This is a genomic window from Brevundimonas intermedia, from assembly GCF_004614235.1.
Lineage (GTDB): Bacteria > Pseudomonadota > Alphaproteobacteria > Caulobacterales > Caulobacteraceae > Brevundimonas > Brevundimonas intermedia_A.
Genome location: NZ_SPVH01000006.1, coordinates 1,348,469 through 1,371,880, shown reverse-complemented (window position 1 = coordinate 1,371,880; position 23,412 = coordinate 1,348,469). Strand labels below are relative to the sequence as shown.

The 23,412-nt window shown below is 68.1% G+C and carries 25 protein-coding genes; 15 read left to right on the top strand and 10 right to left on the bottom strand.

Annotated elements, in window-relative coordinates:
- Positions 1-49 precede the first annotated feature (49 nt).
- The gene (gatB, locus tag EGY25_RS13170) at positions 50-1,552 is read right to left on the bottom strand and encodes an Asp-tRNA(Asn)/Glu-tRNA(Gln) amidotransferase subunit GatB (RefSeq protein ID WP_135195391.1); all 1,503 of its coding nucleotides are present in this window, start codon (positions 1,550-1,552) and stop codon (positions 50-52) included.
- 96 nt (positions 1,553-1,648) lie between these two features.
- Here gatB and EGY25_RS13165 point away from each other — a divergent pair, with 96 nt between their 5' ends.
- Positions 1,649-1,993 carry a hypothetical protein gene (locus EGY25_RS13165; protein WP_135195390.1) on the top strand — a complete coding sequence of 115 codons (345 nt, stop codon included), beginning with the start codon at positions 1,649-1,651 and terminating at the stop codon, positions 1,991-1,993.
- Between the two features lie 25 nt (positions 1,994-2,018).
- On the opposite strand, the gene EGY25_RS13160 is transcribed toward EGY25_RS13165, so the two are convergent.
- From EGY25_RS13160 to gatC, 3 genes are all read right to left on the bottom strand, one after another.
- Positions 2,019-2,396, bottom strand: coding sequence for an endonuclease domain-containing protein (locus tag EGY25_RS13160; protein WP_135195389.1), 378 nt, complete (start codon positions 2,394-2,396; stop codon positions 2,019-2,021).
- A gap of 185 nt (positions 2,397-2,581) precedes the next feature.
- Entirely contained in the window at positions 2,582-4,060 is a 1,479-nt protein-coding gene (gene gatA, locus EGY25_RS13155) for an Asp-tRNA(Asn)/Glu-tRNA(Gln) amidotransferase subunit GatA (RefSeq protein WP_135195388.1), read from the bottom strand.
- 2 nt (positions 4,061-4,062) lie between these two features.
- The gene (gatC, locus tag EGY25_RS13150) at positions 4,063-4,350 is read right to left on the bottom strand and encodes an Asp-tRNA(Asn)/Glu-tRNA(Gln) amidotransferase subunit GatC (RefSeq protein WP_135195387.1); all 288 of its coding nucleotides are present in this window, start codon (positions 4,348-4,350) and stop codon (positions 4,063-4,065) included.
- A gap of 113 nt (positions 4,351-4,463) precedes the next feature.
- Between gatC and ruvX the strand changes: the two genes are divergently transcribed.
- The 5 genes from ruvX (at position 4,464) to EGY25_RS13125 (ending at position 9,350) form a co-directional block, all read left to right on the top strand.
- A complete protein-coding gene (gene ruvX / locus EGY25_RS13145) occupies positions 4,464-4,943 on the top strand; it encodes a Holliday junction resolvase RuvX (RefSeq protein ID WP_135195386.1) in 480 nt (159 codons plus the stop codon).
- Positions 4,940-5,863, top strand: coding sequence for an AEC family transporter (locus EGY25_RS13140; protein ID WP_135195385.1), 924 nt, complete (start codon positions 4,940-4,942; stop codon positions 5,861-5,863). The genes ruvX and EGY25_RS13140 overlap by 4 nt, the downstream gene beginning before the upstream one ends.
- Positions 5,864-5,902: 39 nt before the next feature.
- Entirely contained in the window at positions 5,903-6,883 is a 981-nt protein-coding gene (locus EGY25_RS13135; protein ID WP_135195384.1) for an aspartate carbamoyltransferase catalytic subunit, read from the top strand.
- 202 nt (positions 6,884-7,085) lie between these two features.
- Positions 7,086-8,357, top strand: coding sequence for a dihydroorotase (pyrC, locus tag EGY25_RS13130; protein ID WP_135195383.1), 1,272 nt, complete (start codon positions 7,086-7,088; stop codon positions 8,355-8,357).
- Between the two features lie 66 nt (positions 8,358-8,423).
- Positions 8,424-9,350 (top strand): DUF3693 domain-containing protein, encoded by a 927-nt coding sequence (locus tag EGY25_RS13125; protein WP_135195382.1) that lies wholly within the window; start codon positions 8,424-8,426, stop codon positions 9,348-9,350.
- 3 nt (positions 9,351-9,353) lie between these two features.
- Here EGY25_RS13125 and EGY25_RS13120 read toward each other — a convergent pair whose 3' ends face one another.
- Positions 9,354-10,286 (bottom strand): glycerophosphodiester phosphodiesterase family protein, encoded by a 933-nt coding sequence (locus EGY25_RS13120; RefSeq protein ID WP_135195381.1) that lies wholly within the window; start codon positions 10,284-10,286, stop codon positions 9,354-9,356.
- A gap of 127 nt (positions 10,287-10,413) precedes the next feature.
- Here EGY25_RS13120 and plsY point away from each other — a divergent pair, with 127 nt between their 5' ends.
- Together plsY and dprA are read left to right on the top strand one after the other, a co-directional pair.
- Positions 10,414-11,052, top strand: a complete 639-nt coding sequence (gene plsY / locus EGY25_RS13115) for a glycerol-3-phosphate 1-O-acyltransferase PlsY (RefSeq protein ID WP_135195380.1) — start codon at positions 10,414-10,416, stop codon at positions 11,050-11,052.
- On the top strand, positions 11,049-12,122 hold the full coding sequence (dprA, locus tag EGY25_RS13110; RefSeq protein WP_135195379.1) for a DNA-processing protein DprA: 1,074 nt from the start codon (positions 11,049-11,051) through the stop codon (positions 12,120-12,122). The genes plsY and dprA overlap by 4 nt, the downstream gene beginning before the upstream one ends.
- Here dprA and EGY25_RS13105 read toward each other — a convergent pair.
- Positions 12,119-12,313: a hypothetical protein gene (locus EGY25_RS13105; protein WP_135195378.1), complete on the bottom strand. Its 195-nt coding sequence runs from the start codon at positions 12,311-12,313 to the stop codon at positions 12,119-12,121. The two genes, dprA and EGY25_RS13105, sit on opposite strands and share 4 nt — an antisense overlap.
- A 138-nt stretch (positions 12,314-12,451) precedes the next feature.
- Between EGY25_RS13105 and topA the strand changes: the two genes are divergently transcribed.
- The 5 genes from topA to EGY25_RS13080 all read left to right on the top strand — a co-directional run bounded on the left by topA (position 12,452) and on the right by EGY25_RS13080 (position 18,891).
- Positions 12,452-15,085, top strand: coding sequence for a type I DNA topoisomerase (topA, locus tag EGY25_RS13100; protein WP_135195377.1), 2,634 nt, complete (start codon positions 12,452-12,454; stop codon positions 15,083-15,085).
- Between the two features lie 202 nt (positions 15,086-15,287).
- Positions 15,288-17,174, top strand: coding sequence for a DNA mismatch repair endonuclease MutL (gene mutL, locus EGY25_RS13095; protein ID WP_135195647.1), 1,887 nt, complete (start codon positions 15,288-15,290; stop codon positions 17,172-17,174).
- Complete coding sequence (locus EGY25_RS13090; protein WP_135195376.1) at positions 17,171-17,896, top strand: hypothetical protein; 726 nt, start codon at positions 17,171-17,173, stop codon at positions 17,894-17,896. The genes mutL and EGY25_RS13090 overlap by 4 nt, the downstream gene beginning before the upstream one ends.
- A complete protein-coding gene (locus tag EGY25_RS13085) occupies positions 17,893-18,396 on the top strand; it encodes a hypothetical protein (protein WP_135195375.1) in 504 nt (167 codons plus the stop codon). Before EGY25_RS13090 ends, EGY25_RS13085 begins: the two co-directional genes overlap by 4 nt.
- Positions 18,397-18,426: 30 nt before the next feature.
- Positions 18,427-18,891 carry a low molecular weight protein-tyrosine-phosphatase gene (locus EGY25_RS13080; RefSeq protein ID WP_135195374.1) on the top strand — a complete coding sequence of 155 codons (465 nt, stop codon included), beginning with the start codon at positions 18,427-18,429 and terminating at the stop codon, positions 18,889-18,891.
- 15 nt (positions 18,892-18,906) lie between these two features.
- Here the strand turns inward: EGY25_RS13080 and EGY25_RS13075 are convergent, their stop codons facing one another.
- The 4 genes from EGY25_RS13075 to EGY25_RS13060 are packed head-to-tail and all read right to left on the bottom strand — an operon-like array spanning position 18,907 to position 22,465.
- Positions 18,907-19,887, bottom strand: coding sequence for a dienelactone hydrolase family protein (locus EGY25_RS13075; protein ID WP_135195373.1), 981 nt, complete (start codon positions 19,885-19,887; stop codon positions 18,907-18,909).
- A 36-nt stretch (positions 19,888-19,923) separates the two neighbouring features.
- Positions 19,924-20,490: a 16S rRNA (guanine(966)-N(2))-methyltransferase RsmD gene (rsmD, locus tag EGY25_RS13070; RefSeq protein WP_135195372.1), complete on the bottom strand. Its 567-nt coding sequence runs from the start codon at positions 20,488-20,490 to the stop codon at positions 19,924-19,926.
- 4 nt (positions 20,491-20,494) lie between these two features.
- Positions 20,495-20,908 (bottom strand): GFA family protein, encoded by a 414-nt coding sequence (locus EGY25_RS13065; protein ID WP_245159462.1) that lies wholly within the window; start codon positions 20,906-20,908, stop codon positions 20,495-20,497.
- A 21-nt stretch (positions 20,909-20,929) separates the two neighbouring features.
- On the bottom strand, positions 20,930-22,465 hold the full coding sequence (locus EGY25_RS13060) for a pseudouridine synthase (protein ID WP_135195371.1): 1,536 nt from the start codon (positions 22,463-22,465) through the stop codon (positions 20,930-20,932).
- A gap of 12 nt (positions 22,466-22,477) precedes the next feature.
- Here EGY25_RS13060 and tadA point away from each other — a divergent pair, with 12 nt between their 5' ends.
- Together tadA and EGY25_RS13050 are read left to right on the top strand one after the other, a co-directional pair.
- Positions 22,478-22,936, top strand: coding sequence for a tRNA adenosine(34) deaminase TadA (tadA, locus tag EGY25_RS13055; protein WP_167762549.1), 459 nt, complete (start codon positions 22,478-22,480; stop codon positions 22,934-22,936).
- 43 nt (positions 22,937-22,979) lie between these two features.
- Positions 22,980-23,411 (top strand): MliC family protein, encoded by a 432-nt coding sequence (locus EGY25_RS13050; protein ID WP_135195369.1) that lies wholly within the window; start codon positions 22,980-22,982, stop codon positions 23,409-23,411.
- The last annotated feature ends 1 nt before the right edge of the window (position 23,412 follow it).

The following is a 23,412-nucleotide window of genomic DNA, read 5'->3' as shown; positions in this document are numbered from 1 at the left end:
GCGAGCGTTAGCGACCAGCCAGGGGTTTGGGGGCCGCAGCCCCCAAGCATCAGAGGCCCAGCTTGGCCTTCAGGATGTCGTTGACCGCCGCCGGATTGGCCTTGCCGCCCGTGGCCTTCATGACCTGACCGACGAACCAGCCGATGGCCTGGGGCTTGTCGGCCACAGCCGCCGCCTTGTCCGGATTGGCGGCGATGATCTCGTCCACGGCCTTCTCGATGGCGCCGGTGTCGGTGACCTGTTTCAGACCGTGCTTCTCGACGACCTCGGCCGGCGAACCCTCGCCGTTCCAGACGTGATCGAACACTTCCTTGGCGATCTTGGACGAGATGACGTTCGTCTCGATCAGCTCCACCAGTTGCGCCACATGCGCCGCCGGCAGCGTGTTCTCGCTGAAGTCCTTGTTGTCCGCCGCCAGGCGCGCCGAAACCTCGTTCGTGACCCAGTTGGACACCAGCTTGGCGTCGCGTCCCTTGGCGGCCGCCTCGAAGTAATCGGCCTTGGCCTGTTCCGAGATCAGCACGATGGCGTCGTATTGCGACAGGCCATAGTCGGCCATCAACCGCTTGCGCTTGTCGTCCGGCAGTTCGGGCAGGGACGCCTTGATCTCCGCGATCCAGGCCTCTTCCAGATCCAGCGGCAGCAGGTCGGGATCGGGGAAGTAGCGATAGTCCTGCGCCTCTTCCTTGGAACGCATCGAGCGCGTTTCGCCGGCCGTCGGATCGTACAGGCGCGTCTCCTGGGTGATCGAGCCGCCGTCCTCCAGGATCTCGATCTGGCGGCGCGCCTCATACTGGATCGCTTGAGAAATGAAGCGGAAGCTGTTGACGTTCTTGATCTCGCAGCGTGTGCCCAGATAGCCGAAGTCGCCCGTCGCCTTGAACTTTTCGTAGTTTCCGGCCCGGCACACCGACACGTTCACGTCGGCGCGCAGGTTGCCCTTCTCCATGTCGCCGTCGCAGGTGCCCAGATAGATCAGGATGGTCCGAATCTTCTTCACATAGGCGACCGCCTCTTCCGGCGTGCGCAGGTCGGGGCGCGACACGATCTCCATCAGCGCCGTGCCGGCCCGGTTCAGATCGACATAGCTTTCGGTCGGCGACAGGTCGTGGATCAGCTTGCCCGCATCCTGTTCCAGGTGCAGCCGCTCGATGCCGACGTTGAAGAAGCTGCCGTCCTCGGCCTCCACCTCGACCACGCCTTCGCCGACGATGGGGTAATAGAGCTGGCTGATCTGATAGCCGGTCGGCAGGTCGGGATAGAAGTAGTTCTTGCGGTCGAACTGGCTGCGCTTGTTGATCTGCGCGCGCAGGCCCAGGCCGGTCTTCACCGCCTGTTCGACGCAGTGCTTGTTCAGCGTCGGCAGCATGCCGGGGAAGCCGGCGTCCACCAGCGACACCTGCTCGTTCGGCCCCGCGCCGAAGCCGACGGCGGCGCCGGAGAACAGCTTGGCCTTCGACGCCACCTGGGCGTGGATTTCCAGCCCCATGACGATTTCCCAATCGCCGGTGCGGCCCTTGATGGTTTTCGCGTTCGAAACAGTGTCGGTCATGGCTTCGTCCTAGCGCCGTCGTCGGCGGCGAGAAAGGGGGCTGTCTTGATGATGTCGCGAAAGGCGATCAACTTCCGCCTCTCAACGGAGATTTCGATGACCAAGACCCTGTTCGCCGCCGCCGCTGCGGCCTCCCTGCTGCTGGCCGGCGTCGCCTCGGCCCAGACCGCGCCTGCCCCGGCTCCGACGACTTCGCCGGCCCCGGAGCATGAGAATCACGCCGCCCACCCCACCATCGACAGCACCATCGAGGCCCTGGTCGCCGATCCCGCGACCAAGGCGGTCCTGGACAAGCATCTGCCCGGCCTCGACAGACACCCCGCTTACGGACAGTTCAAGGCCATGACCCTTCGCCAGATCGCCCCCTACTCCCAGGGCAACATCACCGACGCCAAGATCGCCGCCATCGACACCGACCTGAAGGCGCTCCCGACGGAGTAAATCCATCCTCACCCGCCCGTGGCCTTCAGCCGACGGGCGGGTGAGAGCTTACGGTGACTGCCATCTGCGCCTGGACGCGTATCGCATCCAGAACCGTATCCAGCGCGACCGTGACCTGCTCATTTCGAAACCTCAGCACGAACCAGCCCAAGGCTTCGATCTCCTGCTGCCGAACATGGTCGTTCAGGTGGGTGTCGTCCTGATCGTGAACCCCGCCGTCCAGTTCGACGATAAGACGCGCGGACTCACAGGCGAAATCAGCGAAATAGCGTCCGACCGGATGCTGTCGGCGAAACTTCAACCCGTCCAGCCGGCCGCCCCGCAGCCGCTTCCACAACAGCTTCTCAGCATGCGTCTCACGCTGCCGAAGTTGACGCGCGAAATCCGTCGGCTCCTTCGTCATCTTCCCTCTCCCGAAGGGAGAGGGCTTGAGCCTCCGAGAGCGAAGCGATCAGCAAGGCGAAAGGGTGAGGGGTTACGGTTCGGATGTTTCATCACCGTCGCCACACCTTCCAGACCGTAACCCCTCACCCTCCCACGCCTGCGGCGCGGGCCCCTCCCTCTCCCTCTGGGAGAGGGGTCTTTAAACTACCACCACTTGCCCGGCTTGGCCCTAAAGCCCGCCGCCTGTTCCAGCGCCGCGCCGACCTGGAACACCGTCGCCTCGTCCAACGCCTTGCCGATGACCTGAAGGCCCAGAGGCAAGCCGCCCGCGTCCACACCAGCCGGCACCGAAATCCCCGGCAGGCCGGCCAGGTTGGTCGTCACTGTGAAGACGTCGTTCAGATACATGGTCAGCGGGTCGATCTGCTTGTCGCCCAGCGCAAACGCAGCCGACGGCGTCGACGGCGTCAGGATGGCGTCCACCTGGCCCCAGACATTGTCGAAGTCCTCGGCGATGCGGCGACGCACCTTCAGCGCCTTGACGTAATAGGCGTCGTAGAAACCGGCCGACAGCACATAGGCGCCGATGGTCAGGCGACGCTGGACCTCCTTGCCGAAGCCCTCGGCGCGCGAGGTGGCGTACAGGTCGTCCAGCGACTTGAACTCTTCCGCCCGGTGCCCGAACCGCATCCCGTCATAGCGGGCCAGGTTGGACGAGGCCTCGGCCGGCGCCACAATGTAATAGGTCGGCAGGGCGTATTTGGTGTGCGGCAGGCTGATGTCCACGATCTCACAGCCCGCGTCCTTCAGCCAGGCCACGCCCTGATCCCACAGGGCCTGAATCTCGGCGGGCATGCCGTCCACGACATATTCGCGCGGCACGCCGATGCGCAGGCCCTTGACCGACTTGCCGACCGAAGCGGTCCAGTCGGGCGTCGGGACGTCGAGGCTGGTCGAATCCTTGGCGTCGAACGAGCACATGGATTGCAGCAGCAGGGCCGCATCCTCGACCGTCTTGGTGATCGGCCCGGCCTGGTCCAGCGACGAGGCGAAGGCCACCATGCCGAACCGACTGGCGCGGCCATAGGTAGGCTTGATCCCGACCGTCCCGGTGAAGGCGGCGGGCTGGCGGATCGAGCCGCCGGTGTCCGACGCGGTCGCAGCCAGGCACAGATCCGCCGCCACGGCCGAGGCCGAACCGCCCGACGAACCGCCCGGCGTCAGTTCGGCGTTCGAGCCGGTCGATTTCCACGGATTCTTGACCGGACCGAACGCGCTGGTCTCGTTGGACGAGCCCATGGCGAACTCGTCCATGTTCAGCTTGCCCAGCATGACCGCCCCGTCACGCCACAGATTGGCGGTCACGGTCGATTCATACGGCGGCACGAACCCGCGCAGCATGTTGGACCCGGCCGTGGTCTGCACGCCCTCGGTGCAGAACAGATCCTTGATCCCCAGCGGTGCGCCTTCCAGCGCCCCGCCCTCGCCCGAGGCGATGCGGGCGTCGGACGCGCGGGCCATCTCCATGGCCTTGTCCGCCGTCACCTCGACATAGGCGTTCAGCGTCGGATTGGCGGCCTCGATATTGGTCAGGAAGGCCTGGGTGATCTCGGCCGAGGAGAAGTCCTTCGACTTCAGGCCATCGACGGCGCCCTTCAGGGTCAGTTTGGTCAGGTCGCTCATGACTATTCGACCACCTTGGGCACGACGAAGAAGCCGTCCGCCGACTTCGGGGCGTTGGACAGGACGGCGTCGATCTTGTCGCCGTCGGTAACCACGTCCTCGCGCAGACGCAAAGGCTGGGCGACGTTCGAGGTCATCGGCTCCACGCCTTCGACATCCACCTGGTCCAACTGCTCGATCCAAGCCAGGATGCCGTTCAGCTCCTGCGCCAGCGGCTCCAGCCGATCCTCGGGGGTCTTGATGCGGGCGAGATGCGCAACCTTGCGCACCGTCGCAGCGTCGATGGCCATGCGGCCCTCCAATGCACGTCGATAGGGAATGTATCGGCGGGATTAGCCTTCCGACCTCGGATTCACAAGGCGACGCCTTTGACTTCCGCAGGATTGCGGCCTACCGCCCGCCCGTGCCCGTCCTCGACCTCCTCGACCTGCCCGCCGCCTGCCCGCCCGACACCCCGTGGATGGGGCTGGATCTGGGCGAGAAGACCATCGGGGTGGCCGTGTCGGACGCCACGCGCCTGATCGCCTCGCCGCTGGAACTGATCAGAAAGTCCAAGTTCACCCTGGAGGCCGAGCAGCTGTTCAAGCTGATGGCCCATCGCAAGGTCTCGGCCCTGGTCATCGGCCTGCCCGCCAACATGGACGGCTCCGAAGGCCCGCGCGCCCAATCGTGCCGCGCCTTCGCCCGAAATCTGGAGCGGTTGCGCCCGATCAACATCGCCTTCTGGGACGAGCGGCTGTCCACCAGCGCCGTCGAACGTTTCCTGATCGAGGATCTGGACCTGAACCGCAAGCGCCGCGCTCAGGTCGTGGATCGCACCGCCGCCGCCTGGATTCTGCAGGGGGCGCTGGATCGGGTGCGGGATCAGGCGACCTGGGTTTGACGGCCCTGATCGCCGGCGTCCTGCCGGTCTTTCTGATGATCGCCCTGGGCTATGGGCTGCGCAAGTCCGGTTTCCTGCCCGACGAGGCCTGGCGGCCGATCGAGAAGCTGTCGATCAACATCTTCTATCCCAGCTTCCTGATCCCCGCGATCTGGCATGCGGACCTCGCCGGCGGCGGCGCGACCGTGGCGGGCGCGGCGGCGGTGGGGGCGACCCTGATCGTGGCGGCGGCGACCCTGGCGGCCAAGCCCCTGATCACCCTGGAGGGGCCGGCCTACACCAGCGTCTTCCAGGGCGTGATCCGCTGGAACAGCTTCGTGTTCGTGCCGGTGATCCAGTCGGTCTATGGCTCGGAAGGCACGGCCATGGCGGCGGTCGCCATCGCCTTCATCATTCCGGTGACCAACATCGCCTGTGTCGCCGTGCTGGCCAAATGGGGGTCGCTGCGGCGCGAGCCTTCGGTGCTGGGTCTGGCCAAGTCGATGATCGCCAACCCCATCCTGTTGGCCTGCCTGATCGGCCTGGCGCTGAACCTGTTGCGCGTGCCGTTGATCCCGGGCCTGTCGGACGCGATGGACCTGCTGGGGGCGGCCGCCCTGCCGCTGGGCCTGATCGTCGCCGGGGCGGGTTTGTCCTTCGCCGAGGTCAAGCGAAGCCGCACCACCATCGCCGCCGTGACCCTGGTCAAGCTGGGCGTCATGCCGCCCCTGATGTGGTTCATCGCCTGGGCCCTGGGCGGCGACAGCCTGGCCCAGGGGATCGCCCTGATCTGCGGCGCCGCGCCGGGATCGGCCGCCTCCTACATCCTGGCGCGCCAGATGGGCGGGGATGCGCCCCTGATCGCGGGGGTCATCGCCCTGACCACCGTCGGCAGCGCCGTGGTCATCCCCATTCTGCTGATGCTGTTCCACTTCACCTGACTGGCGTTCAGGCCGAGTCGCGCCTATAGCCGCGTCTCGATGACCCAGCCCTCAGACGTCACCGACCAGACCATCCGCGACCGGCTGGTCCCGTTCCCGAAACCCCACTTCCTCGCCGCGTCGGACCTCAATCCGTTCGTCACCCCGCAGTTGCTGGATCTCGGCGACGCCTTCGTCGACTTCAATCGCCAGTCGTCCAAGGCGCTGGATCTGCTGCACGGCCGCACCGTCGTGAACCTGTTCTTCGAGAACTCGACCCGCACCAGTTCCTCGTTCGAGATCGCGGCCAAGCGACTGGGCGCCGACGTGGTCACCATGCCGGTCGGCTCGTCCTCGGTGAAGAAGGGCGAGACCCTGATCGATACGGCGGTGACGCTGAACGCCATGAAGCCCGATATTCTGGTCATCCGCCACGGTGCTTCGGGCGCGGCGGAACTGCTGAGCCAGAAGGTCGGCTGCGCCGTCGTCAACGCCGGGGACGGCCGCCACGAACACCCGACCCAAGCCCTGCTGGACCTGCTGTCGATGCGCCGCGCCTTCGGCGACGTGACCAGCCTGACCGTGGCCATCTGCGGCGACATCACCCACAGCCGCGTGGCCCGCTCCAACGTCGCCCTGCTTCAGATGATGGGCGCGCGCGTTCGCCTGATCGGCCCGCCGACCCTGGTGCCCGGCGACGCCGACCGCTGGGGCTGCGAGGTCTTCCACGACATGCGCGAGGGGCTGCAAGGCTGCGACGTGGTCATGATGCTGCGCCTGCAGCTTGAGCGGATGGCCGGCGCCCTGGTGCCCTCGACCCGCGAGTATTTCCGCTTCTGGGGCCTGGATCGCGAGAAGCTGGCCTGGGCCAAGCCGGGCGCCAGGGTCATGCACCCCGGCCCGATGAACCGCGGCGTCGAGATCGATTCCGACGTCGCCGACGACCTGGACGTCTCCCTGATCCAGGATCAGGTCGAGATGGGCGTCGCCGCCCGCATGGCCGTGCTGGCCTCCCTCTCCGCCCGTTGGGGGGACAAGTGATGGTCGCCGCTCAAATCCTCCCCCGCATCGCGGGGGAGGGGGACCGCGCGCAGCGTGGTGGAGGGGGCGGAAGCGGATTCCGCGTCTGCCGCCGACCTTCCGATCCATTGCAGCCGTCCGACATCGCGCGCTCCCTCGCCCCCTCCACCGCTTCGCGGTCCCCCTCCCCCGTTCCGCTTCGCTTCTCGGTGGAGGATTTCCGATGACCACTGTCGCCATCGTCAACGCCCGCCTGCTGGATCCCGCCACCGACTATGACGGCCCCGGCGGCCTCCTGATCGAGGACGGCCGCATCGTCCGCGTCGTCCATGGCGCATCGCCCATCGAAGCCGATCAGCTGATCGACGCCGACGGCCTGTGCCTCGCGCCCGGCCTGATCGACATCCGGGTCAAGACCGGCGAACCGGGCGCCGAGCCCAAGGAGACGCTGAAGTCCGCCAGCCTGGCCGCCGCGGCCGGGGGCGTGACCACCATTGTCGTCCAGCCCGACACCGACCCTGCCGTCGATGACCCGGCGATGATCGACTTCATCCAGCGGCGCGGCGCGGCCCTGAACCTGGTCAATGTCCGGGCGGCCGGCGCGGCGACCAAGGCCCTGGACGGCCAGCGGATGGCCGAGATCGGCCTGATGGACGAAGCCGGCGCCCTGTATTTCACCGACGGCGACAAGGTCATCGTCAACAGCCGCACCCTGCAACGGGTGATGAGCTACGCCGCCGCCTTCAACGCCCTGATCGCCTGTCGTCCGTCCGATCCCTGGCTGACGGAGGGGGCCGTCGCCGCCTCCGGCGAACTGGCCACGCGGCTGGGTCTGTCCGGCAGTCCGGCCATCGCCGAGCGCATCGGGCTGGAGCGCGACCTGGCCCTGGTCGAACAGACCGGCGCCCGCTTCCTGGTCGATCAAATCTCGACCGAGGGCGCTCTGGAAACCCTGGCCCGCGCCCGCGCCAAGGGCCTTGAGGTCGCCGTCAGCGTCTCGATCAACCACCTGTGCTTCAACGAGGTGGACATCGGCGACTATCGCACCTTCTACCGGCTGGACCCGCCGCTGCGCTCCGAGGCGGATCGTCAGGCCCTGGTCGAGGCGGTGCGCGAGGGTCTGATCGACGTCATCACCTCCGCCCACGCCCCCGCCCCCGCCGAGGACAAGCGCCGCCCCTTCGCCGAGGCCGCGCCCGGCGCCGTCGGCCTGGAGACCCTGCTGCCCGCCGCCCTGACCCTGCACCACGAGGACGGGCTGGACCTGCTGGACGTGCTGCGCCCCCTGACCCAGGGACCGGCGGCCCTGCTGGGGCTCGACGCCGGGGTTCTGGCCGAAGGCGCGCCCGCAGACCTGGTCCTGTTCGACCTCGGCGCCCCGATCATCGTCGACGCCGACGCCCTGCACTCCAAATCCAAGAACTCCCCGTTCGACGGCCGCAGGCTCCAGGGCAAGGTGATCGGAACCTGGGTGGGTGGTCGCAAGGTTCACTGACCCTCCGGCTTTCCGCCACATTCCGCCCTAGGCTCAACGACAGTGAAGCTTATCGGGGAATCGGTCATGACCATCTGGAAACGCACGGCCGGCCTGGGGCTGGTTCTGCTGGCCGGCGCCGTCATGGGCTGTTCGGAACGGGCCGACGCCCAGTCCTCGCCTGCGCCAGCCATCCCGACCGAAGGCGCGCCCTATATGCTGACAGGCACCCAGGTCTGGACCGTGCCGGACCCCGTCTCCGGCCGCGACTATCAGGTCTTCGTCAGCCTGCCCGCCAGCTACGAGACCAGCCCCCAGCGCCGCTACCCGGTCCTCTACGTCACCGACGCGGACTACGCCTTCCCCATCCTTCGCCAGATCGCCCGGCGCGTGAACCTGGACGGCCCCGTGGTCGAGGAGTTCATCCTCGTCGGCCTGTCCTATTCGCGCGGCGACAGCGGCACCGTCAGTCGAAACCGCGACTACACCCCGACCCCGAACGCACCGCGTGACGCCGCGCCCATGCTTCGCGGCGGCGGTCCCGCCTATCAGACCTATCTGAAGACCCAGGCCCTGCCCTTCGTCGAGAGCCGCTTCCGCGCCGATCCCGCGCGCCGCATCCTGTTGGGCCATTCCTACGGCGGCCTGCTGGGCGCCCAGATCCTGTTCACCGACCCCGGCCTGTTCCACGCCTATGTCCTGGGCAGCCCGTCCTTCTGGTACGACAAGCGCCACATCATGGGGATGGAGGCCGACTACGCCCGCACCCATCGCGACCTGCCCGCCGACGTCTTCATGTACATCGGCGGCTGGGAGGTGCCCGGCCCCGACCGCCGCAACACCTCCGGCGCCGACATGGTCGCCGATGTCCGCACGATGGAGCGCACCCTGAAATCGCGCGCCTATCCCGGCCTGACGGTCCGATCCACGGTCCTGGCCGACGAAGACCACCTGACCGTCGCCCCCGTCGGCTTCACCCGCGCCCTGATGACGGTGCTCCCCGCAAAACCTTGAAGATCAGCGCACCCGCTCGCACGTCGCCGCCTTGGCCAGCTCGACGCCCAGCACCGACTTGACGGCCAGCGGCGTGTCGGTGGCGATCACGGTCACGCCCTGGCGCGTCAGGTCGCGATATTCCGACACGTCGCCGTCGGCGGCGTATAGGTCGTCGCGGCGCACGCCTTCCCGGCCCAGGGTGCCGAACTGCACCTCGACGCCGGCCTCGCGCAGCGCCCGCCACAGGGCCGGCCGTTCCTCGCGCGTCCCGGTCCAGGCCAGGATTTGCGGCGCGTTCAGCCCTTGCAGATCGTCCACGCCGCTCAGTCCGGCCGAAATCATCATCTCCGGCGCCATGGCCGCCACCGCTCGGGCATCGGCCTCGTTATAGGTGATCAGGATCACCCGGTTTGACGCCCGCGACCGGCGCACCTGATCGATCACCGCCCGCGCCAGATCGACGGTCGTCTCGCCGTCCGCAGGCTTCAGGTCGATGCTGGCGATGCCTCCGACGCGCCCGGCGGCGTCCAGCGCCTCGCCCAGGGTCGGCGGCGCGGCGCGGGTCGGGGCGCCGTTCGACGCCTTCAGCCGCGCCTGTCTCACCTGCGCCAGGGTCAGGTCTGCGACCCGGCCGCGCCCGGTGGTGGTCCGCTCCATCGTCTCGTCGTGCATCAGCACCAACTGCCGGTCCTTGGTCAGGACGACATCCAACTCCAGGATCGCATTGGGAATGGCCTGTCCGGTCGCCTCAATGGCGGCGATGGAGTTTTCAGGCTGATCCATCGCCGAGACCGCCCGGTGCGCCGAGATCGCTACACCGCCGTCGCGCACGCAGTCGAAATAGGCGGCCAAAGCCGGTCCGGCGACAGGCGTTGAACGGACAGGCGGCGCGCCGACGCAACCTGCCGTGGAAAGCATCAGGATCACGGCGGCGGCGGCGGGGATTCGAGTCATGACAGTCTCCGGCAAGGCGGGCGGACCAGACGCTGCGCCGATCGTCGGGTCAAGAGGTCGGATCGCGCTTGCTCCGCGCCGCGCGCCGACGCATTTTGCCGCAACGACACGCGGGGAGCGAATCAACGTGCAGGATCTAGTGGCCCCGGCGCTCGGGACCTTGGCGCTCGTCGCGCTGGGCGGCTATCTGCTCGGCTCGATCCCGTTCGGCGTGGTGATCACCCGCGCGGCGGGCGCCGGCGACGTGCGCAACATCGGCTCGGGCAATATCGGCGCGACAAATGTCCTGCGCACCGGCCGCAAGGACCTAGCCCTGGCCACCCTGCTGCTGGACGCCGGCAAGGGCGCCGCCGCCCTGCTGATCGCCCGTCACCTGTTCGACAGCGAGACGGCCGGCGCCATCGCCGGCGGCGCGGCCTTCCTCGGCCATCTCTTCCCCGTCTGGCTGAAGTTCAAGGGCGGCAAGGGCGTCGCCACCTTCTATGGCCTGCTGCTCGCCGCCGCCTGGCCGCTGGGCCTGATGGCGGGGGCCGTATGGCTGCTTGCCGCCTTCCTGTTCCGCTATTCGTCGCTGGCCGCCCTGATCTCGGCGGCGACCGCGCCCCTGCTGGCCCTGCTGCCGCTCGCCGTCGTCGGCCTGCCGGTGGGCCTGCCCATCCTCGCCCTGACCGTCTTCGCCGCTGTCCTGATCTGGGTCCGCCACCACCAGAACATCGCCCGACTGCTGAAGGGCGAGGAACCGCGTATCGGGGCCAAGAAGGCGTGAGCCTGAGCCCGGCCGAACGCTTCGCCCGGCTGCGGCTCGCCCGCACCGACCGCATCGGTCCCGTCACGTTCGCCCAACTCATCGGTCGCTATGGGTCCGCCGCCAGCGCGCTGGCGGCCCTGCCCGATCTGGTGCGCAAGTCCGGCGCCGCCTCCACGCCCCCGCCGGTCGAGGCGGTCGAGCGTGAACTGGCCGCCGGCGAAGCCATCGGCGCCCGTCTGCTGGTGCTCGGCGACGCGGGATATCCCGAGATGCTGGCCGCCCTGGATCCGCCCCCGCCCATCCTGTGGACCCGCGGCCGCGCCGACCTGCTGAACCAACCCGCCGTCGCCATCGTCGGCGCCCGCATCGCCTCTGCGGGCGGTCAGCGGATCGCGCGCGGCCTGGCGCAACAACTGGGTCAGGCCGGCCATGTCGTCGTCTCGGGCATGGCGCGGGGCATCGACGCCGCCGCCCACGAAGGAAGCCTTCCGACCGGAACCGTCGCCGTCCTGGGCGGCGGGGTGAACGACATCTATCCCCCCGAACACGCCGACCTCTACGCCCGCCTGACGGATCAGGGCTGCATCGTCTCCGAAAGCCCGGTGGGCGCCCGCGCCCAGGCTAGAGACTTCCCCCGCCGCAACCGCATCATTTCCGGCCTGTCGCGCGGCGTGGTGGTGGTCGAGGCCGAGATCAGGTCCGGCTCGCTGATCACCGCCCGCCTCGCCGCCGAACAGGGCCGCGACGTCTTCGCCGTGCCCGGCTCGCCGCTGGATCCCCGCGCGCGCGGCCCCAACGAACTGCTGCGTCAGGGGGCGATCCTGTGCGAGGGTATCGAGGACATCGACCGCGCCTTCGACACCCTGCGCACCCTGCGCGAGCCGGCGGCGGATCAAATGAGATTCGACGGCGACATCGACGACGCCTTCCTCGACCGCGTCGCCGCCCTGCTCTCGCCCACGCCGACGCCGCGCGACGAGATCGCCCGCGCGCTCAACACACCCGTCTCCCAGGTCGCCGCGGCCCTGCTGGAGCTCAGCCTGACCGGCCGCGCCGAACTGCTGCCCGGCGGTCTGGCCTCGGTCTAGGCGGCCGGATTGCCCGCCACGCCCGCGACCTGTTCCAGCATTCCCGCCAGCCGGGCGTCGCCCTCGTCGCGCGCCAGCCGGGCCATTTCCAGCGCCATGGCGCCGATATATTCCCGCGTGGGAAAGGCCGCCGCCTTGATGTCGGATCGGAACTCCGGCGCGCTCGCCGATTGGGGGTGTGCCGTCGCCATGATCGCCTCCGTTGCCAGTCTCGCAATCTAACCGCGTTTCATTAAAACACAACTACCTTGGGCTGTAAGACGACAGGTGCGATTGACACACGGCCCCGCTCCAACCACGTTCGCGCCCCTTCCCGAGACCGGACAGATATGAACCTCGTCATCGTCGAGAGCCCCGCAAAGGCCAAGACCATCAATAAGTATCTCGGCCCGGACTACGAAGTCCTGGCCTCCTACGGCCACGTCCGCGACCTGCCGTCTAAGGACGGCTCGGTCCTGCCCGACGACGACTTCTCGATGCACTGGGAGGCCGACGCCAAGGGCGCCAAGCGCCTGTCCGAAATCGCCGAGGCCGCCAAGCGCGCCGACCGCGTCATCCTGGCGACCGACCCCGACCGCGAAGGGGAAGCCATCAGCTGGCACGTGCTCGAAGTGCTGAACAAGAAGAAGGTGCTGAAGGACACGCACGTCGAGCGCGTCACCTTCAACGCCATCACCAAGTCCGCCGTCTTGGACGCCATGGCCAATCCGCGCCAGATCGACATGGAGCTGGTCGAGGCCTATCTGGCTCGCCGCGCGCTGGACTATCTGGTCGGCTTCACCCTCTCGCCGGTCCTGTGGCGCAAGCTGCCGGGCGCCCGTTCCGCTGGCCGCGTTCAGTCGGTCGCGCTTCGCATCGTCGTCGATCGCGAGATGGAGATCGAGAAGTTCAAGGCCCAGGAATACTGGTCCATCGAGGCCGACCTGAACGCCGACAGCCCGCCCTTCACCGCCCGCCTGGTCAAGCATGAGGGCAAGCGGGTCCAGCGTCTGGACATCAAGGACGAGGCGACCGCCGCGGCCGCGCGCGCGGCCATCGACGCCGGCGACTTCACCATCAACTCGGTCGAGAAGAAGCCGGTGCGCCGCAACCCGGCCCCGCCCTTCACCACCTCGACCCTGCAGCAGGAAGCCTCGCGCAAGCTGGGCTTTTCCGCCCAGCGCACCATGCAGGCGGCGCAGAAACTGTATGAGGGCGTGGACGAGACCGGCGGCCTGATCACCTATATGCGGACCGACGGCGTCCAGACCACGCCCGAGGGCATCGCCCAGGCGCGCGAGGTCATCAGCCAGCAGTTCGGCCCGGCCTTCGTTCCGCAGGAACCCCGCTATTACAAGACCAAGGCCAAGAATGCTCAGGAAGCGCACGAAGCGATCCGACCGACCAACATCGCCCGCCATCCCGACAGCCTGCGCCTCGAATCCGATCTTCAGCGCCTCTACGAGCTGATCTGGAAACGGATGGTCGCCTCCCAGATGGAGGCGGCCCGCATGGACCGCACCACGGTCGATATCGAGACGCCCGACGGCCTGACCGGCCTGCGGGCCACCGGCCAGGTCGTCACCTTCGACGGCTTCATGGCCGTCTATGAGGAAGGCCGCGACGAGAAGCAGAAGGGCGCCGAAGAGGACGAGAGCGACGACACCAGCCGCCTGCCGGCCCTGAAGGAAGGCGCCAAGGCCAAGGTCGACGCCATCCGCACCGACCAGCATTTCACCGAACCGCCCCCGCGCTATTCGGAAGCCACCTTGGTCAAGAAGCTGGAAGAGCTGGGCATCGGCCGCCCCTCGACCTACGCCTCGACCCTGTCGACCCTGCGCGACCGCGAATACGTCCGCGTCGACAAGAACCGCTTCTATCCCGAGGACAAGGGACGGCTGGTCACGGCCTTCCTGGAACAGTTCTTCCGCAAATGGGTGGAGTACGACTTCACCGCCGCGCTGGAGACGCGTCTGGACGAGGTGTCGGCCGGTCAACTGGACTGGAAGGTGCTGCTGCGCGAGTTCTGGTCGGACTTCCACGCCGCGACGCAAGCCGCCGGCGAACTGCGCACCACCGCCATTCTGGACGCCCTGAACGAAAGCCTGGGCGCGCACATCTTCCCGGCCAAGGAAGACGGCTCGGACCCGCGCGAATGCCCCCTGTGCCACATCGGCCAACTCAGCCTGAAGACCAGCCGGTTCGGCGCCTTCATCGGCTGTGAACGCTATCCGGACTGCAAATACACCCGCCCCGTCGCCAGCCCGTCGGCCGAAGACGGTTCGGCCGAAAGCGGCGACCGCGAACTGGGTATGGATCCCGAGACCGGCCAGCCGGTGCAACTCAAGATCGGCCGCTTCGGCCCTTACGTCGAAATCACGCCGCCGGAGGGTGAAAAGCCCAAACGCTCGTCCCTGCCCAAGGGCTGGTCGCCGGCCTCCCTGTCGCTGGACCAGGCCCTGCGTCTGCTGGCCCTGCCGCGCGAGGTCGGGGTCCACCCCGAGGACGGCAAGATGATCACGGCGGGCCTGGGCCGTTACGGGCCCTTCGTCCTGCACGCCGGCACCTATGCGAACGTCTCGGACATCGACGAGGTGTTCGAGGTCGGTCTGAACCGCGCCGTCGCCCTGCTGGCCGAAAAGCGCGCCGGTCGTCCCGGTCGCGGCGCCGCCACGGCTCCGCTCAAGGATCTGGGCGCCCACCCGGAAACGGGCGAGCCGATCCACGTCATGGCCGGCCGCTTCGGTCCCTACGTCAAGTCCGGCAAGATCAACGCCACCCTGCCCAAGGGAACGGCGCCCGAAGACCTGACCCTGGAAGACGCCCTGCCCCTGCTTGCCGCCAAGGCCGGCGCCGCGCCGAAGAAGAAGGCCCCGGCCGCCAAGAAGGCCGCAGCCCCGAAAAAGGCCGCAGCCAAGAAGCCCACCGCGAAGAAGGCTCCGGCGAAGAACGCACCCGCTAAAAAGACCAAGCCCGCCGAGTAATCCCTTCTCCCCTCGGGGGAGAAGGTGGCTCGCGCAGCGAGACGGATGAGGGGGCTGCCACACGCAGTCATGCCCTCACCGTCCCGAGGCGGACAGAACCCCCTCATCCGAGGCCTGCGGCCCCACCTTCTCCCCCAAGGGGAGAAGGACGCCGTCGTGCCTCATGGCGCGAATCCCCCGCGCGCCCTATCTTCCTGCCCTCATGCCCATCCGCCGCCTTTCCCCCGAAACCGTCAACCGCATCGCCGCCGGCGAGGTGGTCGAGCGGCCGGCCAGCGCCATCAAGGAACTGGTCGAGAACGCCCTGGACGCCGGGGGCCGCAATATCGAGATCCAGGCCGACGGCGGCGGCCTGTCGCGCATCCTGATCGCCGACGACGGCAAGGGCATTCCGAAAGCCGAACTGCCCCTGGCCATCGAACGCCACGCCACGTCGAAGCTTGAGCCCGACGACGCCGGCGACGTGGACCTGCTGCGCATCCACACCCTGGGCTTCCGGGGCGAAGCCCTGCCCTCCATCGGCTCGGTCGCCCGCCTGTCCATCACCACCCGCTCCCGTGACGAGACCGACGCCTGGACCATCCAGGTCGAGGGCGGCGAGACCCGTCCCCTGGCCCCCGCCCCCTTCCCCGGCCCGCACGGCGCGCGGGTCGAGGTGCGCGACCTCTTCTACGCCACCCCCGCCCGGCTCAAGTTCATGAAGTCCGAACGGTCCGAGGCGATGGCCATCTCGGAGGAGATCAAGCGCCAGGCCATGGCGCACGAGGCCGTCGCCTTCACCCTGTCGCTGGACGGCAAGGTCACCCTGCGCCTGCCCGCCGAACATCCCGGCGACGCGGGCCGGCTGAAGCGGCTGTCCGCCCTGCTGGGCCGCGACTTCGAGGCAAACGCCCTGCTCATCGATCAGGAACGGGACGGCGTGCGCCTGTCGGGCTACACCGGCCTGCCCACCTATTCGCGCGGCAATGCGGCGCATCAGTATCTGTTCGTCAACGGCCGCCCGGTGAAGGATCGCCTGCTGCAAGGGGCCCTGCGCGGCGCCTATGCCGACTTCCTGGCGCGCGACCGGCACCCGGCCGCCGTCCTGTTCCTCGACATCGACCCGCTGTACGTGGACGTCAACGTCCACCCCGCCAAGGCCGAGGTCCGGTTCCGCGATCCGGCCCTGGTGCGCGGCCTGATCGTCGGCGCCCTGAGGCACGCCCTGCATGCCGCCGGACACCGCGCTTCCACCACCGTCGCCGCCGACACCCTGTCCAGCTTCCAGCCCCACACCGGCCTCTCTTCCGGCCCCGCCTACAGCCCCAGCGCCCCCTCGGCCCAAGGCTTCAGCGGCTGGACCGGCTGGTCCCAGCCCGCCGCCGCCGCCCAGATCATCCCAGGCCTCAACGAACGCAGCGCCCGCGTCGAACCCTCATGGGACGGCCCCGCCTGGCCTCAGCAACCCGCCGCCGAGCCCGCCAGTCACGACTCACCCTTAATCAATCACGCCCCCACCGACCCCCTCGACTACCCCTTGGGCGCCGCGCGGGGTCAGCTGCACGCCAACTATATCGTCGCCCAGACCCGCGACGGCCTGGTCATCGTCGATCAGCACGCCGCCCACGAGCGGCTGGTCTATGAGCGGATGAAGGCCCAGATGGCCGAGGGGTCCGTGACGCGCCAGGCCCTGCTGACGCCCGAGGTGGTCGATCTGGACCCCGCCGAGGCCGAACGCGTCGCCTCCCGCGCCGAGGAACTGGCCGAGATGGGCCTGATCGTCGAGGCCTTCGGCGCCGGCGCCGTCCTGGTGCGCGAGACCCCGGCCATGCTGGGCGACACCGACGTTCAGGGCCTGATCCGCGACATCGCCGACGATCTGGCCGAACACGGCCAGGCCCTGTCGCTCAAGGAACGCCTCGCCGCCATCTGCGGCACCATGGCCTGCCACGGCAGCGTCCGCTCCGGCCGCGTTCTCTCCGCCCCCGAAATGAACGCCCTGCTGCGCCAAATGGAAGCCACCCCCCATTCGGGCCAGTGCAACCACGGCCGCCCTACCTATGTGGAGCTGAAGCTGCACGATCTGGAGAAGCTGTTTGGGAGACGGTGAGCACAAAAGTCCAATTGCCAACAGCCCACATTGCAACGCATATGCGCTCAGAGGTAGCAGTGCACACACCATCTGACTGGATTGAGCTTGGACGACGCGGCGCCTTCACGACAACGCAAGTTGCCGTGTTGCTCGACGTGGATGCCTCTAAGGTGGCTTCCTGGCTATCGGGCAATCCACCCCTGATTAAGACCGATCTGCCTTCAGTCGCTGGCCGTCTGGCGCTTTCTTTCGATGGTTTAATCGAAGCAAGGGCGATCAATTATCTCCTTGTCGAAGGGATTTCCCGCCGAAAACTCGCTCAGGCCATGAAGGCCATGCGACAACGCTGGAGCGACCCACACCCTCTAGCCCGTGAACGCCAGCTAATAACTGACGGTGCCTCAGTCTTGGAACTCAAGGGCGAGAAGATCGTCGACCTTCTGACTGAAGCATACTTGCACCCTGAAGTGATCAGACCAGCTTTAGCCGGACGAGTCGTCTTCAAAAGTGGGCGTGCGGCATGGCTCGAACCTTACCCAGAGGAAATGCCGCTCGTTCGGATTGACCCAGCTAGGGCCTTTGGACGACCCGTAATCGTCGAACAGTTAACGGCCATCCCAACAGAAACTCTGGCTACATCTGCAGAGGTGGACGGATTGACGGAGGCCGCTGACTGGTTCGGCGTCAGCGAAGGAGCGGTCAACCAAGCCGTCGCATTTGAACAGCGTATTGCTGCTTGACCCTTATCCGCTTCGACGAGTGCATCAATCATCGCATCGTTGATGCCTTAAGAGCTATTAGGGTTCCGCAGAATTTCCAACTTGAGACGCCCCAAGAGCTCGCACAGCGAGGCCAACCAGACGTCAATTGGATTGAAGATTTCGCTGCTCGTGGCGGTCGCTTGGTGGTGTCAGGCGACGGCAATATGCGCCGTGTCCAGCTAGAACGGGCCGCTCTTGAAGCGTCTGGCCTAATAGCCGTATTTCCACACATGAAATGGTATGGAAGCTTGGGCCGATGGGGACAGGCGGCGTTCTTCTTAGTCTGGTTTCCAGCAATCATGCGGCTTGCAGAGGAAGCCGAAGCCGGTGCTCACTTCCGGATACCGACATCCCTCTCCGGGCAATTTGAAAGCCTTGAGCAGCTCAAGTCTCTCGCAGAGATCGAACAGGAGCGAGAGGAAAAGGCTGCGAAACGGGAGGCAGCCCGACAAGCCCAACCTGACGACACTGACGGCTGACCCTGCCGCCTTATCACCTCGACACACCCCATGCCCTCCATCCTCTTCGTCTGCCTCGGCAACATCTGTCGCTCTCCCCTCGCCGAGGCCGCCCTCCGCGCCGAGGCGGAGCGGCTCCGCCTCGATCTGATCGTCGATTCCGCCGGGACCGGGGACTGGCATGCGGGCGAGCCGCCGGACCCGAGGGCGCAGGCGACGGCGCGGCGGCATGGGGTCGAGATCTCGAGGTTGCGGGCGCGGCAGGTGACGCAGGCCGATTTCCGCCGCTTCACCCATGTGGTGGCCCTGGACCACGACAATCTGGAGAACCTGCGCCGCCTGGCCCCCGCCGACGCGACCGCCGAACTCAGCCTGCTGCTCGACCACGTCCCCGGCCGCGAGGGCCAGGCCGTGACCGATCCCTATTTCGGCGACGACGCCGGGTTCGAGGTCACCTGGGCCGAGGTGACGGCCGCCGCGCGTGGCCTGGTCGAACGCCTGCCCCGCCAAGGTTGATTGAGGCCCTTACGATCAGGGGGCCAGCGCCTCGGCCATGAAGGCCGTTACCTTGGGCCAGGCGTCGGCGCGGGCCGCAGCATCCGCCTCTGCCGATCCGCCGCTGAGGGGGCTCTCGCGCGGGCCGCCGTCACCGACCAGATCGTGCCCCGCCTCGGGATAGATCAGCGCCGTCGTCTCCCGCCCGGCGGCCTCTCGCGCCGCCACGATCGCGCGCGTCGCTGATGCCGAGTCCCACTGGGCGTCGCGTTCGCCCGCGATCAGGATCAGCGGCCCGGCATAGGCGTCGACCGGAATGCGCGCCTCGGCTTCGTTTTGCGGATTGTCGGCGCGGCCGTTGGCGTGGATGGCGCGCAGGTCGGCCTTGCCCGGCCCGGCCAGCAGCCCCTCGATGAAGCCGCGATAGGGCATGAAGGGCAGCGCCTTTCCCTCGAACGAGAAGGACGACCGCGTGCCCTGGGCCTCGACCGTTTCCAGACCCCAGCCCTCCCACACCACGTCGGTGGGCGTATAGGCGATGACGGCGTCGATCCAGTCGTAGCGGCTGGCCGCGATCAAGGCGAATTCCGAGCCCTTGGAGGCGCCCAACAGGCCGAACCGTTCCACATCGATCCCGGGCATCCCCCGCAATACTTCGCGCAACTCGGTCAGTTGATCGATCCGGATATCGACGAAGCTGCCGGCAATCTCCGGCAGGGCCTTGGGCGGACCGTACTGGGCCCAGTCGGGCGAATAATAGGGCAGGCCCACGGCCGCATAGCCCAGCCCGGCCAGTATGGGACCATACCGGTCGCCCGCCTCGGTCCCGCCCTCGGCGCCGTGCAGGATGACCACCACCGGTCTGGAGCCCTCACCCTCCTGAACATAGACCTTGGCATGGGGGAAGCCGGCGATGGGCGACGACGTCACCTTGGTTTGCGACCAGGCCAGTCCGGGCAAGAGCCCGACGGCCAAGGCCACGCCCAGCACCGCGCGTCGAACAAACGAACCAGACATTCAGCCCTCCATCACCCCATGGAACGACCTTGGATATCAGCGTTCCCGTCGAAGGAACAGCACCCGCGCTGCGCCATAGTCGCGCGCATCCAGCCGCTGATAGCCGGGCGTGTCGATCTCCGGCTCGTCCGACCCGCGCTCGAACACCACGATGGCGCCGGGCTTGAGCCAGTTGCCCTCCAGCAGCCGCAGCAGCGTCTGTTCCCCCAGCCCCTTGCCATAGGGCGGGTCCAGGAAGGCGATGTCGAAGGCCTCGCCGTCCGATCCCGGCCGCACGCCCAGGTCCGTGGCGCTGCGCCGGTGCACCCGGGTGCGCCCCATCACCCCATAGGCGTCGGCGTTCTCGCGGATGGCGCCCCGCGCCCCGTCGTCCGTCTCGACGAACAGGCAGAAGCCCGCCCCCCGGCTGACCGCCTCGAGCCCCAAGGCGCCCGAGCCGGCGTACAGGTCGATGACCCGCGCGCCCTGCAAGCTCTCGGCCCAGGCGGCGTGTTCCAGCACGTTGAACACGGCCTGCCGCGCCCGGTCAGAGGTCGGGCGCGTGCCCTGCCCGTCCGGCGCGACGATGGCGCGGCCCTTCAGGCTTCCGGCGACGATCCGCACGGCGTCAGTCCTGCGGCGGCGCGAACTGCGCCCACAGCTGTTCGGTCGTCAGGCGCGGCCGCTCGCCTGCCAAGGTATAGCCGTCCGGCTTGCTCTCGATGCAGAACTCGTCCTCCAGCGCGAAGGCCGTCGGATCGTCGAACGCCTGGGCCGAGACCATGGTGATCCCGCCGTCGTTGGATCGCCAGAACAGGCCGGTCCCGCAGGCCGGGCAGAACTGGCGCGTCGCCCAGTCGGACGAGGCGTAGGTCGCCACATCCCCCTGGACCTCGACGCTGTCGCCGCAATCGACGCTGAACAGGATGCCGCCCGACTGCCGCCGGCAGGTGGGGCAATGGCAGGCGTGCATGCCGCCGTTGGGCGTGGCGGTGAAGGTCACCGCACCGCACAGGCACCGGCCGGACAGGCGTGCATCCATCGTCAGGTCTCCGTTCGCCGCTTAGCGCGGCGTGCGGGGCTTGCCCCCTGGCGCGCGGCCGCTGGTGCCCGAAGGCCCCGCCGGCTTGCCGCCGCCGGTGCGGGGCGGCCGGATCTCGCGACTGCTGCCGCTCGCGCCGAAGCCGCGCGGCTTGAAGTCGCGCTTGGCGCCCTCGGGGCCAGCCGCCGTGCGCGGCTTGTACTCGCGCTTGGGCCCGTCGCTGGTGCGCGCCGGAGCGCCTTCGCGCGGCGTATAGGTGCGGGCCGGACGGTCGCCGTCCTCGCGGGGCGTGTAGGCGCGCGCCGGACGTTCGCCGTCCTCGCGCGGCTTGTAGGTCTTCTTGGGATGGACGGTGCGGGGCGTCGCCTTGGCCCAGCCTTCCTTCTTGGGCGGCCGCTCGCGGCGCTCTACCGCATCGGCCTGGGCCGTCTCGGCGGCGCGAACCCGGCTGGGCTTGCGCGACGGGTCCGACATGGCCGAGCCCGAGTTCCCTTTGAGGATCGGCGTGGACACGCGACGGCCGGGCATGGGCGCCGGCGTCTCGACCGTATTCCCCATCGGCAGGTTCTCGGGCCGGATGTAGTCAGCCAACAGCTCGCGGATCACGCGCGGCCCGATCTCTTCGACCGAGCCGACCGGCAGGACGTCCAGACGGAACGGGCCATAGGCCAGGCGGATCAAGCGGTTGACCGTCAGGCCGACGGACTCCAGCACCTTGCGGACTTCGCGGTTCTTGCCCTCGGTGATCGAGACCGAAATCCACAGGTTGCTCGGCGTGCGGCCGTCCTCGGATTTGGACTCCTTGGCCTTGTCCAGCGTCGCCACCATGGGACCGTAGGAAATGCCCTCCACGACGGCCCCGTTCTTCAGCTCGTCCAGTTGTTCTTGCGTGATCTTGCCGCGCGCCCGCGCCCGGTACTGACGCACCAGCCCGGCCGAGGGCAGCTCCATCGCCCGGCTCAGCTCGCCGTCATTGGTCAGCAGCAGCAAGCCTTCGGTGGACAGATCCAGGCGTCCGATCGAGATCACGCGCGGCAGGCCGGCCGGCAGGGCGTCGAACACGGTCGGGCGACCGGTCGGATCCCTGTGGCTGGTCAGCAGGCCGGCGGGCTTGTGATAGCGCCAGACGCGCGTCGCCTGGGTCGAGCCCATGGGCTTGCCGTCCACGGTGATCACGTCATCGCGCGTCACCAGGGTGGCCGGCGTATCCAGGATGCGGCCGTTGACCGCCACCTTGCCCAGACCGATCAGCCGCTCGACCTCGCGGCGCGAGGCGATGCCGGCGCGGGCCATGGTCTTGGCGATTCGCTCAGCGCGCAGCGGCGTTTCGGGCGTCTTGGACTGCTTTCCGTCCTTGCCGGCGCGGGGCTTGTCGCCGCGATCAGGCTTGTCGCCGAAACGTTTGGCGCCGTCTTCGCGAGGGCTGCGCGGCTTGTCGCCATAGGATTTCGTCCCGTCGCCGCTCTTGCGGGGACCGGAGGATTTAAAGGGCCGGGGCGACCGTTCGTCTTGACGGGCGCGGGGCTTCTTGTCGTTGTCGTCTGTATGGCGGACCATGATGAGCGGTTCATGCGCATGGCGCTGGACCAAGCGCAAGCGGCGGCGGACGCAGGAGAGGTGCCTGTGGGTGCAATTCTTGTCGATCCTGCCTCAGGTGAGGTAATTTCGACCGGCGCCAACGGTCCGATCGCGTCACACGACCCCACCGCCCATGCCGAGATCGTAGCCATGCGTCGCGCGGCGACGGCCCTGGACAACTACCGTCTGACCGGCCTGACCCTCTATGTGACGCTGGAGCCCTGCGCCATGTGCGCCGGCGCCATCAGCCACGCCCGCATCGGCCGCGTCGTCTGGGCCGCCGACGATCCCAAGGGCGGCGCCGTCATTCACGGCCCTCGCCTGTTCGAGCAACCCACCTGCCACTGGCGCCCGACGACGGACTCAGGTCTTCTGGGGCAAGAGGCGTCCACCCTGCTCAAGTCCTTCTTCCGTCAACGGCGGGGAACGGCTGCAGGCGGCGCACGTTAGAACGCCGCGAAAAGCTGCGCTGTTGGGCGTCGCCGTGGAGGGAATGTCGTTGTTCAAGCCGGATCTGCCGCAGTCGATCGTCTTCAGCGGCCTCGCCGCGCTTGCTCTGCTGACCGCCTGCGGTCCCGACCCCGACAAGGCGCCCACCACCGGCGACGAGGTCAAGGAACGCGCCATCGACGCCCAGACCGCGCGCCAGCGCACCGGCGCCGAGATCCAGGATCGCACCCTTAACCGCGTCGTCCACACCGTTTACCTGTGCGACAACGGCGAGCGCCTGTCGGTCGATTTCGACAATCCGCGCCAGATGGCCACCATCCGCAACTCGTCCGGCGAGGCCATCGACCTGTATCAGGAGCGCGCCGCCGACGGCATCTGGTACCGCGCCTCCAACGTCGAACTGCGCGGCAAGGGCGTCCTCGCCACCTGGTCCGTCGAAGGCCGCCAGCCGACGCAATGCCGGGCCGTGGACTAAA

Bases quoted from the DNA above. Each gene is read 5' to 3' on its own strand.
- gatB (WP_135195391.1), bottom strand. From the start codon at position 1,552: ATGACCGACACTGTTTCGAACGCGAAAACCATCAAGGGCCGCACCGGC.
- EGY25_RS13165 (WP_135195390.1), top strand. From the start codon at position 1,649: ATGACCAAGACCCTGTTCGCCGCCGCCGCTGCGGCCTCCCTGCTGCTG.
- EGY25_RS13160 (WP_135195389.1), bottom strand. From the start codon at position 2,396: ATGACGAAGGAGCCGACGGATTTCGCGCGTCAACTTCGGCAGCGTGAG.
- gatA (WP_135195388.1), bottom strand. From the start codon at position 4,060: ATGAGCGACCTGACCAAACTGACCCTGAAGGGCGCCGTCGATGGCCTG.
- gatC (WP_135195387.1), bottom strand. From the start codon at position 4,350: ATGGCCATCGACGCTGCGACGGTGCGCAAGGTTGCGCATCTCGCCCGC.
- EGY25_RS13135 (WP_135195384.1), top strand. From the start codon at position 5,903: ATGACCCAGCCCTCAGACGTCACCGACCAGACCATCCGCGACCGGCTG.
- pyrC (WP_135195383.1), top strand. From the start codon at position 7,086: ATGACCACTGTCGCCATCGTCAACGCCCGCCTGCTGGATCCCGCCACC.
- EGY25_RS13125 (WP_135195382.1), top strand. From the start codon at position 8,424: ATGACCATCTGGAAACGCACGGCCGGCCTGGGGCTGGTTCTGCTGGCC.
- EGY25_RS13120 (WP_135195381.1), bottom strand. From the start codon at position 10,286: ATGACTCGAATCCCCGCCGCCGCCGCCGTGATCCTGATGCTTTCCACG.
- EGY25_RS13105 (WP_135195378.1), bottom strand. From the start codon at position 12,313: ATGGCGACGGCACACCCCCAATCGGCGAGCGCGCCGGAGTTCCGATCC.
- topA (WP_135195377.1), top strand. From the start codon at position 12,452: ATGAACCTCGTCATCGTCGAGAGCCCCGCAAAGGCCAAGACCATCAAT.
- mutL (WP_135195647.1), top strand. From the start codon at position 15,288: ATGCCCATCCGCCGCCTTTCCCCCGAAACCGTCAACCGCATCGCCGCC.
- EGY25_RS13080 (WP_135195374.1), top strand. From the start codon at position 18,427: ATGCCCTCCATCCTCTTCGTCTGCCTCGGCAACATCTGTCGCTCTCCC.
- EGY25_RS13075 (WP_135195373.1), bottom strand. From the start codon at position 19,887: ATGTCTGGTTCGTTTGTTCGACGCGCGGTGCTGGGCGTGGCCTTGGCC.
- EGY25_RS13065 (WP_245159462.1), bottom strand. From the start codon at position 20,908: ATGGATGCACGCCTGTCCGGCCGGTGCCTGTGCGGTGCGGTGACCTTC.
- EGY25_RS13060 (WP_135195371.1), bottom strand. From the start codon at position 22,465: ATGGTCCGCCATACAGACGACAACGACAAGAAGCCCCGCGCCCGTCAA.
- tadA (WP_167762549.1), top strand. From the start codon at position 22,478: ATGCGCATGGCGCTGGACCAAGCGCAAGCGGCGGCGGACGCAGGAGAG.
- EGY25_RS13050 (WP_135195369.1), top strand. From the start codon at position 22,980: ATGTCGTTGTTCAAGCCGGATCTGCCGCAGTCGATCGTCTTCAGCGGC.